Below are 17722 nucleotides of genomic sequence, written 5' to 3'. Positions count from 1 at the left end.
TCGAGCCACATGCGCGAAGGCGTGCCGCGAAACAGCCAGTAGCGCTCGGCAAACAGCCGCCACGCCGCGCGCGGGTCCACGCCCTTGTTGCGTACGCCCAGATCCTCCAGCACGAGCCCTTGCGAATAGAGCATGCGGAAGACGTAGTGGTCCGGCACCAGCAGCAGGTCGGTGGCATTGCCGAACGTCGCGTTGCCGGCAAACCAGCGCGGATCGGTATGACCGTGCGGGCTGACGATCGGCAAGCCCGCCACGCTGGCGTACAACTCACGCGCAATCGCGCGCACCGAAGGATCGGCCGGCAGCAACCGGTCGGGATGAAGCTCAAGCGTGCGGGGCATCAGTCGTCCAGTGCAGTGAAGGTGAAGTTGCTGAACCTCGTCTCGCCGGGGCCTGCGGCGTAAAGGCCGGGCCGCAGCATCAGGAAACCGCCGCGCACGTTATGATGATAGCCTGAGACTTCCATCCCGCGGTCGAACTTGCGCCATGTGCGTCCGCCATCGCCCGAAGTGTGATAGCTGACGATATGGCGGCGGTTGGTCACCCGCATTCGCATGGCAGGGCCGTGCGGATTGGCCGGCCGGCCTCGTTCCATCCCGTACTGGTGCGTGACGAAGCGCTCCCGGTCGAAGCCGAGCCCGGCATAAAGCTGGTCGTCATAGAACAGCACGAGGCCTGCAGTGGCGCCCTCGGCCAGTTCGATGTCGCACTCGAACTGATAGGACGTATCTCCAGCGATCAGCAGCAGTGGCGAACCGGACGACGGGGCCTGACCCTTGCCCTTGAAGAACAGGGTCTTGTCGGCAACGCGCACGCGGTCCGCTTCATCCGGCGCCGGGCGGAAAAACGACCATTTTGTGCCAAGTTGCAGCGTGCTGAAATCGTCGCTCAGCGGCATGCCGTGGGGAAGCGCCTCGCCCCCTATCGGCTTGGCCAAGGGTTGGGAGAGATCGCCGCCTTTCATGTGGAACCAGCCATCGGCAGTCCATGCGACGGGATCGAGCAGGCACTGGCGGCCCAGCGTCCAGAAGCCGTTCTCGAAACCGTGATAAAGGCTCCACCACGATCCGTCCGGAGCTTCGACGAGGCTGGCGTGGCCGCGCGACCACCACGCCTCGCGCACGTCGGTGGTGCGGACGAGCGGGTTGCCTGGGTGCTGCTCCCAAGGCCCGTGGATCGACCTGGACCGGGCGGCAATGACCATGTGCCCCGTGGGCGGGCCAGCGGTGCCACCGACGGCAGTGAGCATGTAGAACCACTTGCCGACGCGGTGAATCTTCGGCCCTTCCGGGGAAAAGCCTTCGACGTCCCATTCATCGGGGTATCGCCATGGGTCGTAGACATGCTCTACCGGCCCGGCGAGCTTGAGGCCATCGTCCGAAAGGCGCACGCGATCGCCGCCGGACAGAAACAGCCAACGCGAACCGTCCTCGCCGACTGCATGGCACGGATCGATATGGTCGTGCAGTCCGAGCGGGACCGGATCGCTCCACGGTCCGTCGATATGATCGGCATGGATCACGTAGATCTCGTTGCGTGGAAGAGCCTTCACCGGGATGTACAGGAAGTAGCGTCCGGCGTGCTTCTCAAGGCTGACCGCCCAGACCGATCCGATGTTCCTGTGCAGCGCAGGCTTGCGCGGTTGCCAGTTCACCAGATCGCGCGAGTGCCAGATCAGCAGCCCGGGATAGCTCTCGAAGCTGGAGAAGGTGAGGTAATAGTCCTTGCCGTCCTTGAGGATCGCAGGGTCCGGACGGTCGCCCGAAAGGATCGGGTTCAGGAACGTGCCGTTGCCCAGATCGGCAACGCGCTGGTTGTCGAAGCCCCGGTGCCGCGAGGAGATCTGACGCGGCGCCGGGGCAGGTGCGGCGCTTGCCCCGAGAGGTGCGGCAAGGCCGAAGGAGGCAAGGGCAACGGATTTCAGGGCATCCCGGCGATTTACGGTCATAGCGCCAGTCCCGTAGTGCGCGCCCATGCCCGCCAGAGCTCAGGCCAGACTTCGACCGGCTTGCCGGTTGCCTTGCGCAGGCCAAAGCCATGGCCGCCGAATTCGAACAGGTGGGTCTCCACGCGCACGCCTTGCGCCTTGGCGGCGGCGCGAAGCAGCAGGGTGTTGTTGACCGGCACCGCGTCATCGTCCTCGGCATGAAGCAGGAACAGCGGCGGGGCATCGCGCGGCATATTGCGGTGAGGGGAATGCGCAGCTTCTATCGCCGGGGTAGCAGCCTTGCCGACCAGCAGTTCGCGTGAACCGGGATGGGCATCGGGCGCGGACATCGAGACCACGGGATAGATCGGCGCGGCGCTGTGCGGTTTGGCCGACAGCGCGTCCGCTGCATCGACCGGGCCATAAGTCTTCGCCGCAAAGCGCGTGGCCAGATCGGCGCAGAGATGACCGCCGGCAGAAAAGCCCATGGCCGAGACGCGTTCGGGGTCGATTGCAAAATCCCTCGCACGGTGGCGGATCAGGCGCATGGCGCGTTGCGCGTCGGACAGGGCGACATCGGGGCCTGCCGCCCAGCCTTCCCCTGGCAGGCGATAGAACAGGACGAAGGCGGTGAAGCCACGGGCTGCGAGCCAGCGGCCCATCTCGTACCCTTCCTTGTCAACGACCACCCAGCGATAGCCGCCGCCCGGTGTGATCAGAACCGCAGCGCCATTCGGGCGGTCTGGACGAAAGACCGCCATGCGCGGACGAGATATGCCGAACACGGCCCGATCGGTAACGAGGCGGTCGATCGAACGCTCCTGCACGGTTTCGACCAGTGCCTTGACGGGTTGGCCTGGCGCGCCGCCCGGCCAAAGATCGATCGTCTCTGACGGCTGCGGCAGGCCGGGAGGCAGAGGGCCTCCGGGAACAGTCGGCGGCGGCGTCTGGCCACGCGCTGCCGCGCCGAGGCCGAGAGATAAAAAAGAAGCCGCCATGAAGTATCGACGATCGAGCGATCCTGCGACAGTCATGGCAGCTCCTTCTAAGTTGCCGGGCGCGGGAGGGGTGCACCCGGCAGGGTGGGTCGTCAGTACTTGAAGCGGGCACCCACCAGGATGTTGCGCCCGTAGTGATTGTTCTCGTAGTTCCGGTTCGCGTCGATGTCGGTGTAGCGATAGCGGTAGGTATCGAGCAGGTTGTTGCCCTCGACCGAGAGTTCGACCCAGTCGGTCAGCTTGAACCGCATCGATGCGTCGAGATTGAACATCGACCCGTAGCCTTCGAGCACGTTGCCGGTGCCGCTCGCCCCCTCGTGATAACGACCGCGATACGTGCCCATGACGCGTGCCGAGAAGCGGCCGTCGTCATAGTACAGCGTGCCGTTGAACGCCTGCTTGGAGACGTTGGCCAGAGCCGCAGTCCTGTCGACATTGACCAGTGCGCCGCCCGGCACGGTCGCCGGACCCTGCAGCGTGTAGGTTGCATCGCTGTCGATGAAGGTCGCGTTGGCGATGATGCCGAAGTTGCCGAGGAAGCCTTCGGTGAAGATCTTGAACGGGATCTGTGCGGCCAGTTCGATACCCTTCAGCTTTGCACCGGTGCCATTGACAGTGGTGGTCAGCGTCCAGATTGGCTGGTTCAACAGGGCAGGGTTCAGCGCGGCCGGCGAAGAGGGATTCAGCACCGAAACCGGCAGACCCGTCTGTGCGAAGGTCGCCTCGGTGATTGCTGCGCTCTGCGTGAAGCTCGCCACTTCCTTGATGAAGCCCGCCACCGAGATCAGCGCCTGCGGGGCGAAATACCATTCGATCGACAGGTCGTAGTTGGTGGCCTGGAACGGCTTCAGGAACGGGTTCCCGCTGTTGACGCGGAAGTTGAACCCGTCTGCCGAACCACCCGGCGTCAGCGAGCCGAGCGTTGGGCGCGTGATCACTTCGGCAACTGCACCGCGAACGATCAGGTCCTCGGTCGGGTAGAACGCGATGTTCGCCGAGGGCAGCCAGTTGTCGTACGACCGCTCGACCGTAGCCTGCGTGCCGCTGACGAGGCCGTAGGAGGACTGTTCGGTCTTCACATAGCGGATGCCGGCGTTGAGCGCATAGCGCAGGCCCAGCAATTCGCCCTTGCCGTCAAACTGCAGGTAACCGCCCTTGGTGGTTTCCTGAACCCCGCGAATGTTGCCCGCATCGGCAACCAGCGCGCGATCATAGAGCTTGGTCAGCGCCGTGGTGGTTTCGAGATTCGGCACCAGCCAGGCGTTGGTGTTGCCTGCCGGCTGCCCGGCGTTGCCGAGGTTGAACATCTGCGCCAACTGCGCGGTCACCGGGATGCCGTACACCGCGGTGGGGCCGAAGACCGACGAGGCCGAGCAGGTGATCGTGCCGAGTACCCGGTCAAGTCCGCCATTGCCACACACGGCGGTGTCGCGGGTGTAGGATTCGGTATCGAAATTGAAGCGGCGCCACATTGCCCCGGCCTTGACCGTGAAGCCTTCGGCAACGTCCCATTCTGTGCGGAATTGCACAGTCTTGAACTTGTTCACCACAGTCGATGGGCGGTCACGGATTTCGGCAAGCTGGAAGTTGGCCGGATCGGTCACGCTGGTGCCGAAGGTCAGCTTCGGGCGCTTCATGTCCGTGTAGTCGAAGCTGTAGCCTTGCGCGTCGCGATCATCGAAGATCATCGTGGTTTCGACCGGGATGTCGGCATCCGATTTCGAGAAGCCGCCGAGCACCGTGAAGCGCAAGGTATCCGACAGGTCCTGGTCCCACGTGCCGCCAACCTGATAGAACTCGGTCTTGCTCTTGCGCAGGTAATGTTCGGTGCGGACCCAGGCATCGTTGAGCGTTGCGGAGATCATGTTGTTGTTGGCATCGTAAACCGGGTTCACGACGTTGATCGAACGCTCGTTGCTGCGCAGCAGGACTTCGCCCCACTGCTCCTCACGATCGGCGTTGAAGCGGGAGAATAGCCCATCGATCGAGAACTTGGTGGCATCGCTCGGGGCGAACTGGACCGAGCCGGTCAGGCCGAGGCGCTCGCGGTCGTGCTTGACTTCGCCGTAGCGCGGGATGCGTGGGTGGAAGGCAAGGGCAGCCTTGTTACACGCGGCGCTGCTGACGTAGGTGCCGCCGCTGTTCGGCGTCGTGAAGCAGTTGGTACCATTGACAGAGTCAAAGCGGGCCTGGGACCAGCGCACGGTGTTGTTGCCGAGCTCAAGGACCTTGGTCTTCTGGTACGCGGCAGAAAGCGAGACGCCGAAGGTGCCGGCGTCGTTGCGCCAGCTGAGCAGACCGGCGAGACGTGGGCCAACGTAGTCCGACAGGTCGTTGTATGTGCCGACGACCGAGGCGACGCCGGTGAAGCCGGCCTTGCCAGCCAGCGGGTTGCCGGTGTTGAGATCGACCACTGCGCCCAGCGAACCTTCATCGAGGCTGGCCTCGGCAGTCTTGTGGACGACGATCGAACTGAACAGCTCGGAGGCGAAGACGTTGAAGTCGAACGCGCGGTCGCGGTTCGCCGAAGCGCCGTCGGTCGAGGTTGCCACGGTCTCGAGGCCGTTGACGCGGACGCGGGTGAACTGGCTGGACAGACCGCGCACCGTGATTGCGCGGCCTTCACCGGCATCGCGCGAAATCGAGATGCCGGGGATGCGCTGGAGCGATTCAGCAAGGTTCTGATCGGGGAACTTGGCGATGTCTTCGGCGACGATCGCATCGACGGCGCCGACGGCGTTCTTCTTGACGTTTATCGCTGCCTGGAGCGACTGGCGGAAGCCGGTGACGACGATCGCATCATCGGGTGCTGCATCGTCTGCGCCCACTTGCGCTTCAGGCGCCGCGACCGCTTCCTGCGCCTGTGCGAGGCTGCTTGCCGCGAGCGCACCGCTTGCCAGCAGTGCCATCCTGAACAGCGATGTGCGCGAAACTGAAGTAAGCATGATGAATCCCCTCATTGCCCTTTTCGGGGCTATTGATACCGGTGTCAAAGGGGGAAGACGCAAAGCGCCAACCTTCCTGTGCACCACTGCTCCCGCAAGCCGGCCCTGCTACCAACATGACACCGACCATTGATCCGGTCCCGTAGTGATCACGCCCGCCAAGGCTTGGCGCGTCATCAAGGTAACCGGTGTCATTATTTATTGCCCTTGCTTCGCGCCTCTGTCAATAACCATGCCAATGGGAGAATCTGCGATGCACCAGAGACTGCAAAAGTTCACGATTTCGGCCATTTTCGCCAGTCTGCTGGCAACGACCGCCTGGGCAGAACCGCACCCTGCCGATCCGACGAGGGGCGGGGCCACCGGGCGAATCATCCGCGTTACCACGCTGGCTAAGGCCGGCCCTGGATCGCTTGCCGAGGCGCTTGCCGCAAAGGGTCCGCGCACCGTCGTGTTCGAGGTCGGCGGCACGATCGACATGGGCCGCGACACGCTGGAGATCACCGAGCCGTTCCTTACGGTGGCCGGACAGACCGCACCTTCGCCGGGAATCACGATCATCAAGGGTGGCATCGATCTGAAGACCCACGACGTCATCCTCTCCCACTTGCGCGTGATGACCGGCGCCGATGGTCAGGCCAAGCTTTCAGGCTGGGAGGCCGACGCTTTCTCGACCGTGGCGGCGCACAATGTCGTTGTCGAACATTGCAGCTTCCTGTGGGCGCTTGACGAGAACATGTCCGCATCGGGCCCGCGCTTCACCGGCAATACCGTGGCTGAATGGCGCGCCGGCACGAGCCATGACATCGTCTTTCGCGAGAACATCGCAGCGGAAGGGCTTGCCAACGCCAGCCATCCCAAGGGCGAGCATTCCAAGGGTTCGCTTATCCACGACAATGCAACGAACATCACGTTCTACCGCAACGTCTGGGCGCACAATGTCGAGCGCGCGCCGCTGGTAAAGGGCGGGGCGCAGGTCACCATGATCAACAACGTGATCTACAATCCCGGCCACCGCGCGGTGCATTACAACCTGATGAATCTCGAATGGACCGGGCACGATTATGTCACCGGCGAGATCACTGCAGTGGGCAACGTAATGCGCGGCGGCAACGATACCGATCCGGGCCTGCCGTTCCTGATGCTGGGTGGCGATGGCGATCTCAAGTACTTCGGCAAGGACAACCGCGCGGTCGACCGCCACGGCAATGCGCTCCCGCAGTTCGGCCGCTATGGCGAGACGCGGGCCAGGCTGATCACCGCAAAAGCGCCTTTGACCAACCTCTCTCGTTACAGCGCCCTGCCTTCGGGCGAGGTCGAGACGTCCGTTCTGCAGACGGTCGGTGCGCGCCCGTGGGATCGCGCGCCTGATGATATCCGCGTGCTGTTCTTCGTCGCCGAAGGGCGTGGCGACATCATCGACGACGAGAAGGAGGTCGGTGGCTATCCACATCCCGTGGCCACCTTCGCGCCTTTCGTCGAGGCCGACTGGAACCTCGATACGATGACGCCGAAATCGGGCCGATATCCGGGCCAGAAGGCCGGGCCGCAAGAAAAGCTCTCCGCCCGAGATGCCGGGATGCGCCAGCCGTGAGCGCGATCGTCGCCCTGATGCTTGCCGCCGCGCCACCCATGGCGGTTGTCGATGAGGCGGACACCATGCGGCGGGAACCCCCACCGCATGGCAACATCGGCATGAGCACTGCTTGGCGGATCAGCGACGCGGTGCCTCAGCCGCGCCGCATGGAATTCCGCCGCCGCACGCTGGATGTCGGGGCAGCAATCGGCGAACATCCCATCGCGCACGACGAGGTCTATTACGTTCTCGAAGGCGAGGGCGAAGTCGTGTCCGACGGGCAGCGTGCCGTGCTCAGGAAGGGCATGACCGCCTACCTCTACGAGGGAGCGGTCGTCGGCATCACGCAGCGCGGGGACGCGCCTCTCGCGCTGATCATCAGCTACCCGGTTGAACGTAAGGCGCCGTAGCCCAGAGTTCGCGCTCCCAACGGCGGGGATCATTGACGGTTTCGGCCCGGCCGTCCGAAACCACCAGCGTTTCCCGGGCAGGCAGGGTGTAGGGCATCCACGCCGCCAGACCGGGCTGTCCGGTCCTGGCAAGGCCGGTGAATGCCTGCATCAGCAGGTTGCTGGTCGTGCGTGCGCCCGCATCCGTCCCGCTCATGCTGCCGGGCGCATCGAGCGTGCCGAAGACGTAAGGGATGTCATCGGTGTGGGCGGCACCGCGCAAGGGATCGCGCGGAGACGGGCGGTCCAGCTGATAGACCCAGGTGGCTTTGGCACCAGCTTTCGCCCTCTCGTCCGCTTCGATCACCTGCCCGGGCCAGGAGCGGCCGGCCGTGGTCGCGGAATAGAACACCTGCTCGGGCGTCCATTGCGGATAATGTGTGCGGTACTGCCCGACGACCCAATCGACATCGAGGTCGATCTTGATCTCCGGTGCGATCCGGGCGGCAAGGTTGTCCCAGGTCAGCCCCTGAAGCTTCGGCCCGCGTGGATCGATGAAGGCCCGCGTTTCCTCGCGCGCATTGCCGAGAATCATCGGTATGCTCAGCGACTGCGGCGCCGCATCCGGCCAGAACGGGTGGCGGGGCAGGTTGGTCATGTCCAGAACCGGCCCCATGTAAAGGCTGCCACCCATGATCGGATCGGTTGTGGCGAGGCCTTCGACGAGTTGCTGCACAGGCATCGTCCGCAGCGTTTCCACGTCATCGGGGCGCAGCTTCAGTGCGGCGAGCAAGGCAAGCGTGCGCTTCCATGCGTTGCCCGGTCCGCTCGCCACAACTTGCTGGCCGCTCATCGTGGCCGCCGCGTGGAACAGGCCGTCAGCCGCCGGCATTGCCATCAGCGTTGCAATCTTGGCGCCGCCACCTGACTGCCCGAAGACCATGACCCGCGCCGGATCTCCACCGAACGCCACTATGTGATCGCGTACCCATTGCAGCGCGAGGATCAGGTCCAGCTGTCCCAGATTGCCGCTATCGGCAAACCGCGGTCCGAATGGCTTGAGCCAGGCATAGCCCAAAGCATTGAGCCGGTGGTTGACGGTGACCACGACGACGTCGCCTTGCGCTGCCAGCGTCCCACCGTGCGTCAGCGGATCGGTGACCGTGCCGTTCGAGTAGGCACCGCCGTGGAAGTAGACCATGACCGCACGCCGCGCTCGGGGATTGGCATCCGGCGTCCAGACATTGAGGAACAGGCAGTCCTCGCTCTGCGCCATGTCGGGATTGCCGCGTTGCGGAGCAATCGGAGCGAAGCTCTGGGCCCTTGTCCGCGGCCCCTGCCACGGCTCCGGCACGGCGCGTGCGAAACGCTCTGCGCGGCCATAGCGAATGCCCTTGAAGGCGAGCACGCCATCCTCGCGCAGTCCGATAAAGCGCCCTGCCTGCGGGTCGCGGGATTTGCCCAGAACCGGCGATGCAACCAGTGCTGCACTTGCGCCCAGAATCGCGCGCCGCGTCAGTTCACCGCCTGACATCGCCACCTTCGGCACTGAACGCAGCGAGTTCGCTCGGCCTGATCAGACAGAAGTCGCCGGGGACAGAGTGTTTGAGCGCCGCAAGCGCAAGGCCGCATTCGGCCATGGCCTGAGCATCGCCCCCCTGCAGGTAGCGGTGCAGCACTCCCGCAGCAAAAGCGTCGCCTGTCCCGATCCGGTCGATGATGCCGGTAACGTCGATCTCGGCAGTTTGATGCTTTGACCCGCGCGCGTCGACGCGGGCCGCGATGCGATGGTGATCGCTGTTCAACACTTGTCGCGCGGTCGAGGCGACCAGCTGCAGGTTGGGGAACGCGGCAAAGGCTGCTTCCACCGCCTCGCGCCGCCGTTCGGCGCCATCGCCAGAGAACGTCTTGCCGAGCAGCAGCGAAATGTCGCGGTGGTTGCCGATCAGCAAGGTTGCTGCACTTACCAGTTCGGTCAGCACGGCGCGCGGGTCGCTGTCCCAGCTTTCCCAGAGCTGGGCGCGGTAATTCCCGTCGAGGCAGATCGGCACGCCCGCGCTTTGCGCTGCGGTCACGGCCGCGCGGGCAAGTGCCACGCCCTTGGGACCGAGCGCAGGGGTTATGCCCGACAGGTGCAGGAGGCTCGCGCCTTCAAGCGCGCCAGCGAAGTCGAACGCCGCTGCCTCGGCCTGCGCAAACGCCGACCCTGCGCGATCGTATGTGATCGACGAAGGTCTGAGGCCAGCGCCCGGCTCCATGAAATAGAGCCCCATGCGCCCGGGCCCACGGGCGACGAAGCGAGTATCGACTCCACCCGCGCCGAGTTCCGCCCGCGCCCTGTCACCAAGGGGATTTTCAGGCAGCAGCGTGACCATGCGGGTCGCGTGCCCCAGCGAGGCAAGCGCGACGGCCACGTTGGCCTCTGCCCCGCCCACGACCATCTCGAGGCTTTGTGCCTGGACCATCAGCCGTGAGCCGGGGGGCGAGAGCCGCAAAAGCATCTCGCCAAAGCAGACGACGTGACCGGCCATCAGCGCGTTCGCAGTCACCGGGCCAGCCAGCCGCCGTCGACGGCCAGCACGTGTCCCTGCACGTAATCTGCCGCGCTGCTGGCAAGGAACACCGCTGCCCCGCCGATGTCGGCAGGGTCGCCCCAGCGTCCCTCGGGGATGCGCTCCATGATCTGGCGGTTGCGCGTCTCGTCGGCTTGCAGGGCTGCGGTATTGTTTGTCGCGATATAACCGGGCGCGATGGCGTTGACGTTCACACCCTTGGCCGCCCATTCGCAGGCGAGCAGTTTGGTGAGGCCGGCAACGCCGCTCTTGCTTGCGGTGTAGCTTGGCACGCGGATGCCGCCCTGAAAGCTCAGCATAGAGGCTATGTTGATGATCTTGCCGCGGCGTCCGGTGGCCTCGCGAGTGGCGATCATGTGGCGGCCCGCTGCCTGCGAGAGGAAGAACACCGACTTGAGGTTGGTGTCGACCACTGCGTCCCAATCCTCCTCGGTGAAGTCGACCGCATCGGCCCGGCGGATGATGCCCGCGTTGTTGACCAGCACATCCAGCCCGCCCAGCGCGGAGACCACCTGTTCGACCACGGCCTGCACGGGCTCGATCGTCGAAAGATCGGCACCAACCAGCTCGCACTTGCGCCCCAGTGCGCGCACTTTGGCTGCGGTTTCCTCGGCAGGCGTGCGGCCGACAGCGGCAATGTCTGCCCCGGCCTGCGCCAGCGCCACGGCAATGCCTTGGCCGATACCAGTGTTGGCGCCGGTGACGACCGCGACGCGGCCCGATAGATCGAACAGGTTCATCGTTATCCTCTCCCCTGGATCAGGGGGTCAGGCCGAAAGGCCACGCAGGTAATCGGAGATCGCTTCGTCCTTGCTGTTGGCATAGAACAGTTCGGCGAACTTCTCGCCAGCGATCGCGGCCTTGAGCAGGTCCTGATCGACGGTCTTGAGCACGGTCAGCATGTCACGGCACGATGCTTCCTTGAGACCTTTGAGGATGCCGCGATTGGTCTTCATGATCGCCGCGCGCTCCTTGGGATAGCCCAGGCCGCGCTCGCCATCGAACAGCTTGCGGTAAACGTCCTGCAGGTTCAGTTCGGCGGCCCAGCCAAAGCCCTTCGAGTAAGGCATCGAGATGGCATTGCCGTCGTTGATCTGGCCGAACAGGAACGCGTCGGTCGGATCGATCACCAGTCCGCAGAACACGCCCGGCATGCTGTTGGCAGCAAGCATGGAACCCATGCCCGTGCCACAGCCGGTCACCACGAAGTCGGCTGCCCCGGAGTTGAGCAGGATGCCGGTCAGCAGACCGTTCATCACGTAGGTCAGCGAGGCTTTGTCCTCGGGCGAATACATGCCGTAATGGTGAACCTCATGGCCGAGCGGCTCTGCGACAGCGGCCAGCGATTCGTGGACAAGGCTCGCCTTGGCGGCCTGGCTGTTCTCGATGATCAATGCGATTTTCATGGAAATTCCTCTCGCTCCGGCCAATTTGACCCGGCAGTGTGACGCGGCTTTGCCCTTTAGGTAACCGGTGTCATTAAGTGAAGCAAGCCCATTCGTGCGCCATCTTCGCAAGTCTCAGCAGGTTGCGACGGAAGCCCGCTCGATCAGGTCGGAAAGGAAGTGCGAGGGTTGCCTGCGCGCCTCTGCCGGGTCGATCAGCTTGATCGCCGCAGCTCTCGCCATTGCCTGGATCGGCCAGCGCACGGTGGTGAGCGGGGGCCAGATATGGGCGGCGATGGCGGTGTCGTCGAAGCCGACGATCGAAAGGTCTTCCGGCACCGAAAGGCCGAGCGTCCGCGCCGCATGCAGCACGCCTGCGGCCATTTCATCGTTGCTCGCAAAGATCGCGCTGGGGCGGGGAGCAGCGGCGAGCAGCTTCCTGCCTGCGGCAATTCCGGTCTCGAACGTGTAGTTGCCCTCGGCCATGATGGCTTCGTCCAGCGGGATTCCCGCCTTCTCCAAGGCATCGCGATAGCCCAGCGAACGCTCGGCAGCGGAGCGGAAGCCTTCGGGGCCTGCGACGAAGCCGATGCGGCGGTGGCCTCGACCGATCAGATAGTCCACCGCTTGCGAAACCGCCTCACGGTCGTTTGACGCCACCATGTGCTCGTCCTCGTCAAGCTGGACAGAGCCCATGCGCACGTAGGTCACGCCCAGATCCTCGCACAGTTCTGCAAGCGCATCGTTCTCGGAAATTGGCGGCAGCAACATCACGCCGAACAGGCGCTGCTGTTCGAGAAATGCGCGCACGTCGTCGAGCATGTCGGGCGAGCGGCGATTGACGGGGCGAACAACCAGCGCGAACTCGGTATCGCGGATCGCGGAAAGGATGCCTTCCTGAACTCCCAGGACCATCTGCGCGTTGGGGTTGTCGTGAATCAGGCCGATCAGGAAGTTGCGGCGCAGGGCCAGGGCCCGGGCTTGCGGGTTGGGTACGTAGCCCAGTTCCGCAATCACCGCCTCGACCTTCTCGCGCGTGGCATCGTTGAGCAGCGGCGACCGGTTGATCACCCGGCTGACGGTTTTCTTCGAAACGCCTGAAAGGCGCGCCACGTCGTTGATTGTCGGCTTGCCGTCCTTCGACTTCTTCACACGTTGTCCCGTCGATCCAGGCCCCGCTCACTGTGACTTACACCGGTGTCAAGGCAGTGAAAGGTTCCTAGCCGGTTCTTGCCAGACTTTGCAATGGGCCACGCGTCTTCGCCATTGACACCGGTTACCTAAAGTCTATCCAGAGACAGCGCCATGAAGGGCGTCTGTTGGGAGAGTCGCGGATTGTCGGTCGTCGTTGCCATGCCGGACGTGCTGCGCGTTCACACGCTGGATAGCGTTGCGGTGGCGCTGCGTCCGCTGTCGCGCGGGGCGGGGGTCACGGTCGGCGGCGTCGCCCTTACGATCGAGGAAGACATCCCGCAGGGGCACAAGTTTGCCACGCGGGCCCATGCAGCCGGCGAACGGGTCGTGAAGTTTGGCTTGCCGATCGGCGTTGCCACCCAAGGCATCCGGGCCGGCGAACACGTCCACGTCCACAACGTGAAGACTGCCCTCGACGGCGAACAGGTCTATTCTGCCGCAACTGCACGCGGCGCAGCGGCTCTGGAAGCAGACGATGCACCGATCTGGCGAGGATACCGCCGCGCCGATGGCCGTGCCGCGACGCGCAATGAAATCTGGATCCTGCCGACCGTGGGCTGCGTCGGTCGTACGGCGGAACAGGTCGCCCGTGCAGCCGAAGCGCGCCATGCCGGTGTCATCGCGGAGGGCTGTATCGATGGCATACACGCGTTCATTCACCCTCACGGTTGTTCGCAACTGGGAGATGATCTGGACGCGACCCGCGCGCTCCTGGCAGGACTGGCGGCCAACCCCAACGCGGCTGGCGTTCTGCTGCTCGGGCTGGGGTGTGAATCAAATCAGTTGAACGCTTTGCTGGCCGCCCTTCCGCAAGCCGCGCGGTCCAAGGTCCGGACGCTGTCCTCGCAATCTGCCGGCGACGAACTGGCGGAAGCGGCAACGCTGGTAGACGAATTGGTCGAACTTGCAGCTTCCGTCCGGCGTGAGGACTTGCCGCTCTCTGCGCTGACCGTGGGGCTCAAGTGCGGTGGGTCCGATGGCCTGTCAGGTCTCACTGCCAACCCCTTGCTCGGCCGCTTCAGCGAACGCCTTGCCGCTTCAGGTGGCACGCCGATCCTCACCGAAATTCCGGAGATCTTTGGCGCGGAGCAGGCGCTGCTGAATCGTGCCGTCGATGCACCGACGTTCGCGTCTGCTGCTGCACTGGTGAACCGCTTCAAGCGGTACTACCTCGATCAGGGCCTCCCAGTTTCGGAGAATCCGTCGCCCGGCAACATTGCCGGCGGAATCACCACGCTCGAGGAAAAGTCCGCAGGGGCGGTGCAGAAGGCCGGCACCGCACCCCTCGCTTCGGTGCTGGATTACGGGGATCAGGCAATGGGGCCCGGCCTCGCCTTGCTCGAAGCGCCGGGAAACGATGCGGTTTCCTCCACGGCGCTTGCCGCAGCAGGGGCTACGCTCGTGCTGTTCACCACGGGGCGCGGAACGCCACTCGGTTTTCCGGTGCCGACGGTCAAGGTCGCCTCGAACAGGGCACTGGCGCAGGCCAAGCCCCACTGGATCGATTTCGATGCCTCGCGCGTGCTCGATGAAGGCGAGGTGGCGGCAGATGCGGCTTTTCTGGAAACGCTCATCGCTATCGCCAGCGGACGGAAGACGGCTGCTGAACGCAGTGACCAGCGCGAGATGGCAATCTGGAAGAAGGGCGTAACGCTCTAACTATGTACCGCGGTCGGACGGCCGAGACTTGTGATTGACACCGGTTTCCTATAGGCAGCCGGGCGAATGAAGGACCAAGGGATGGGGACGGAATTGAACGAGAATGCGGATCAGGTTGCAGCGGCCTTCGTCAGCGCCCGCCACGAAGCCCGCGTGCTCGAAATCTACCCCGGCACTACGCCCCAGGCGCTCGACGATGCCTATGACATACAGGATCGTGCCATCACGATCGATGGGCGCCAGATCGTCGGCTGGAAAGTCGGACGCATAAATTCTCCTTTGGACGCATCGCTTGGCGCCAACCGCCTTGTCGGCCCGATCTTTGCCGACAGCGTCGTGGATGCCGATGCCGCCGATACTCCCGCGATGCCGGTCTACGCGGGAGGCTTCGCCGCCGGAGAGGCTGAGTTCCTTGTCCACGTCGCGCCGGGCTTCAAGGGTCCGGTTCCCGCCGACGACGCCGGCACGATCGCGATTGTCGATGATGTCCGCATCGGGATCGAGATCGCCAGTTCGCCGTACCCGGGCATCAATGCCGATGGGCCGACGGTGACCGTTTCCGACTTTGGCAACAACACCGGTCTGGTGCGCGGCGCAGCTCTGCCCAACTGGCAGTCGACCGACCTCTGCGCCATCAGGGTCAAGAGCGAGATCGACGGCATCGAAGTCGGATCGGCTACCGCTGCCGCAATGCTCGACGGACCCTATGGTGCGGTGCGCTTCCTGCTTGGCAACCTGCTGGCGCGTGGCTTCGATGTGTCGCAGGGCCTGTGGGTATCCACCGGCGCCGTGACCGGCGTGCACGAAATCGCCGTCGGCCAGGAGTTTCGTGCGATCTTCGAGGGTCACGGCGAATTGACCTGCACGATCATCGCGGCGGCCCCCCGCTGAATTGCATTTGGCGGCATGGCCCGGAACGGGTTGGCCGCTTCGGGAGAGAAGCAATGGACCAGAACTTCAACCCGCCTGCCGCCTCTGCCAAGGCCGGGCGCTACCGCTGGGTCATCGTCGCCCTGCTGTTTGCGGCCACTGCGGTCAACTACATCGACCGCCAGATGATCGGCGTGCTCAAGCCGACGCTGGTGGCGGAGTTCGGCTGGAGCGAAACCGACTTCGCCCAGATCGTGTTCTGGTTCCAGGTCGCCTATGCCATCGGCTACATCGGCTTTGGCCGCATCGTCGATGTGGTCGGGGCGAAGCTTGGCTACACTATCGCCATCGTGGTCTGGACCGCCGGCCACATGGCCCACGGTTTCGCGACCGGTCTTGCCAGCTTTGCCGCTGCGCGCTTCGGCCTCGGCGTCGGGGAGAGCGGGAACTTCCCGGCTGGCATCCGTGCCGTAACCGACTGGTTCCCCCAGCGTGAGCGGGCCTACGCGATCGGACTGTTCAATGCCGGTGCAAACGTCGGCGCCATCATCACCCCGCTGCTGGTCCCGGCGCTTGTGCTGTGGTTCGACTGGCGCGCCGCCTTTTTCATCACCGGTATCTTCGGGGTGGCCTGGCTCGCCGCCTGGTGGCTGGTCTATCGCCATCCTGCCGAACACCCGCGCGTCTCGCCGGCCGAACTTGCCTGGATCCAGCAGGACCCTGCAGACCCGGTCGAGCAGATCGGCTGGGCAAAGCTCCTGACCGTGCGCGAGACCTGGGCCTACGCGCTGGGCAAGTTCCTGATCGACCCGGTCTGGTGGTTCTTCCTGTTCTGGCTGCCCGGCTACCTGTTCGAGCGCTATGACATGGACCTCAAGACCTTCGGCCTGCCGCTCGCGGCGATCTACCTGATTTCCGATGGTGGATCGATTTTTGGCGGGTGGATGTCCTCGCGCCTGATCAAGGCGGGACGCACCCCCAACTTTGCGCGCAAGGCCACGATGCTCCTGTGCGCCGTGGCGGTCCTGCCGATCTGGTTTGCGCAGAGCATCGACAGCGTGTGGGCTGCCGTTCTCATCATCGGGCTAGCCACCGCAGCGCATCAGGCCTTTTCGGCGAACCTCTATACGCTGCCTTCGGACGTGTTCCCGCGCGGAGCAGTGGGCTCGGTGGTTGGCATTGGCGGCACGGTTGGAGCGCTCGGCGGCATGGGCATGGCGTTGTTCACCGGCTATATCCTCGACAAGACCGGCGGCTCATACGAAGTTCTGTTCGCCATCTGCGCCAGCAGCTACCTTCTGGCCCTCGCCGTCGTGCATGTGCTTAGCCCAAAACTCAATCCTGCAACTATCTAGGCGCCTCCGTCTGCCAGAAAGGCCCCGCCCAGCCCTGCTCCATGCCGTTCATGAGATCACGCCTGTTAAAAGCCCCAAGCCGACAGTGCGAATGCCGGACAGCCGTGCCCGGCAAATCGCCGTGCGCAAACCGTCATGAAGACCACTTGGCACTTTCAGCGGGCCCCATGAAGGCGGACCCGCTCTTTATCGACCCCTGACAGGCCGCCTCGGAGATCGCCTCTGCCATAGGGTCGTACGGCCCGGTCAGAACTGCTTCGAGATAGGTTGCCAGGCGCTTTGGATACTCTGCATCCCGTTTGGCGGTCGACGCCGCCGTTTTCCGGATTACCGGCAGCGCCGGCAGGGCTGCCTTGCCGATGCACGACAATGCATCGAAAGCCTGGATGCGAACCGGCATCGGTGATGGTTCGTCGGCCAATCGCGCGAGGACCTGCACGGCCTGTTCCGGCTTGCCGAGACCGACGAGGGTCTCGGCCACAACCACGCGGACATGATCCGATGGATCCGCCACCAAAGCCGTTTCAAGATCGCCGCGGACGGTAGCCGCTTCCCCGCCCAGCATCAGGAGTCCCCGCGCTGCCCAAAACCGGGTTGCTTCGTTGGAACTGCGCAACAGCTTGCGGAACCGGTTCAGATTGCGCGGTTCGCGCTTTGCGGCTGCAGCAGCCAGCCGCATCAACGCAGGAAGCGGGTAAACCGCGCGATTGCGACTTTCAAAATAGCCTTCGCCGACGGACCCTTCAGGCAGGAAGCCATTGTCATTAATCGCCAGCATATGCCGGTCAAGCGCCTGGCGCAGCCTCGTAGCTGCCGCGGCGGCCGAGGGCGAGGTGATCAGGTTGTTCACT

The 17722-nt window shown here is 64.3% G+C and carries 15 protein-coding genes; 5 read left to right on the top strand and 10 right to left on the bottom strand.

All coding sequences use genetic code 11. The features are described 5' to 3' along the window. The 4 genes from HGI46_RS21440 to HGI46_RS21425 form a co-directional block, all read right to left on the bottom strand. On the bottom strand, positions 1 to 341 hold a 341-nt coding region (locus HGI46_RS21440; protein ID WP_206065885.1), incomplete at its 3' end, for a glucuronate isomerase. Beyond that, positions 341 to 1948, bottom strand: a complete 1608-nt coding sequence (locus HGI46_RS21435) for a family 43 glycosylhydrolase (protein WP_168905788.1) — start codon at positions 1946 to 1948, stop codon at positions 341 to 343. The genes HGI46_RS21435 and HGI46_RS21440, both read right to left, overlap by 1 nt. Then, positions 1945 to 2961: an alpha/beta hydrolase gene (locus HGI46_RS21430; RefSeq protein WP_168905787.1), complete on the bottom strand. Its 1017-nt coding sequence runs from the start codon at positions 2959 to 2961 to the stop codon at positions 1945 to 1947. Before HGI46_RS21430 ends, HGI46_RS21435 begins: the two co-directional genes overlap by 4 nt. Before the next feature lie 56 nt (positions 2962 to 3017). Continuing rightward, positions 3018 to 5870 (bottom strand): TonB-dependent receptor, encoded by a 2853-nt coding sequence (locus HGI46_RS21425; protein WP_168905786.1) that lies wholly within the window; start codon positions 5868 to 5870, stop codon positions 3018 to 3020. 253 nt (positions 5871 to 6123) lie between these two features. Here HGI46_RS21425 and HGI46_RS21420 point away from each other — a divergent pair, with 253 nt between their 5' ends. Together HGI46_RS21420 and HGI46_RS21415 are read left to right on the top strand one after the other, a co-directional pair. Then, the gene (locus tag HGI46_RS21420; RefSeq protein ID WP_168905785.1) at positions 6124 to 7464 is read left to right on the top strand and encodes a pectate lyase; all 1341 of its coding nucleotides are present in this window, start codon (positions 6124 to 6126) and stop codon (positions 7462 to 7464) included. Then, positions 7461 to 7856, top strand: a complete 396-nt coding sequence (locus tag HGI46_RS21415) for a cupin domain-containing protein (protein WP_118075030.1) — start codon at positions 7461 to 7463, stop codon at positions 7854 to 7856. The genes HGI46_RS21420 and HGI46_RS21415 overlap by 4 nt, the downstream gene beginning before the upstream one ends. On the opposite strand, the gene HGI46_RS21410 is transcribed toward HGI46_RS21415, so the two are convergent. From HGI46_RS21410 to HGI46_RS21390, 5 genes are all read right to left on the bottom strand, one after another. Further along, a complete protein-coding gene (locus HGI46_RS21410; RefSeq protein ID WP_168905784.1) occupies positions 7825 to 9369 on the bottom strand; it encodes a carboxylesterase family protein in 1545 nt (514 codons plus the stop codon). The genes HGI46_RS21415 and HGI46_RS21410 overlap by 32 nt on opposite strands. Further along, positions 9356 to 10366: a sugar kinase gene (locus HGI46_RS21405; RefSeq protein ID WP_168905789.1), complete on the bottom strand. Its 1011-nt coding sequence runs from the start codon at positions 10364 to 10366 to the stop codon at positions 9356 to 9358. Before HGI46_RS21405 ends, HGI46_RS21410 begins: the two co-directional genes overlap by 14 nt. A gap of 14 nt (positions 10367 to 10380) precedes the next feature. Next, a complete protein-coding gene (kduD, locus tag HGI46_RS21400) occupies positions 10381 to 11148 on the bottom strand; it encodes a 2-dehydro-3-deoxy-D-gluconate 5-dehydrogenase KduD (RefSeq protein WP_168905783.1) in 768 nt (255 codons plus the stop codon). Positions 11149 to 11175: 27 nt separating this feature from the next. Continuing rightward, complete coding sequence (locus tag HGI46_RS21395; protein ID WP_118075028.1) at positions 11176 to 11814, bottom strand: RpiB/LacA/LacB family sugar-phosphate isomerase; 639 nt, start codon at positions 11812 to 11814, stop codon at positions 11176 to 11178. Between the two features lie 114 nt (positions 11815 to 11928). After that, positions 11929 to 12945, bottom strand: coding sequence for a LacI family DNA-binding transcriptional regulator (locus tag HGI46_RS21390; protein ID WP_168905782.1), 1017 nt, complete (start codon positions 12943 to 12945; stop codon positions 11929 to 11931). 201 nt (positions 12946 to 13146) lie between these two features. Between HGI46_RS21390 and HGI46_RS21385 the strand changes: the two genes are divergently transcribed. From HGI46_RS21385 to HGI46_RS21375, 3 genes are all read left to right on the top strand, one after another. Continuing rightward, the gene (locus tag HGI46_RS21385) at positions 13147 to 14646 is read left to right on the top strand and encodes an altronate dehydratase family protein (protein ID WP_240946943.1); all 1500 of its coding nucleotides are present in this window, start codon (positions 13147 to 13149) and stop codon (positions 14644 to 14646) included. An 81-nt stretch (positions 14647 to 14727) separates the two neighbouring features. Then, complete coding sequence (locus HGI46_RS21380; protein WP_118075851.1) at positions 14728 to 15537, top strand: 2-keto-4-pentenoate hydratase; 810 nt, start codon at positions 14728 to 14730, stop codon at positions 15535 to 15537. 53 nt (positions 15538 to 15590) lie between these two features. Then, on the top strand, positions 15591 to 16871 hold the full coding sequence (locus HGI46_RS21375; protein ID WP_168905780.1) for an MFS transporter: 1281 nt from the start codon (positions 15591 to 15593) through the stop codon (positions 16869 to 16871). A gap of 133 nt (positions 16872 to 17004) precedes the next feature. Here HGI46_RS21375 and HGI46_RS21370 read toward each other — a convergent pair. Beyond that, positions 17005 to 17722 (bottom strand): HEAT repeat domain-containing protein (locus HGI46_RS21370; protein WP_168905779.1); only part of this gene is annotated, 718 nt, incomplete at its 5' end.

The organism is Novosphingobium sp. ERW19, from assembly GCF_012641315.1.
Lineage (GTDB): Bacteria > Pseudomonadota > Alphaproteobacteria > Sphingomonadales > Sphingomonadaceae > Novosphingobium.
Note: the sequence above shows the minus strand (reverse complement) of the source record. Positions and strands in the feature narration are given on the sequence as shown.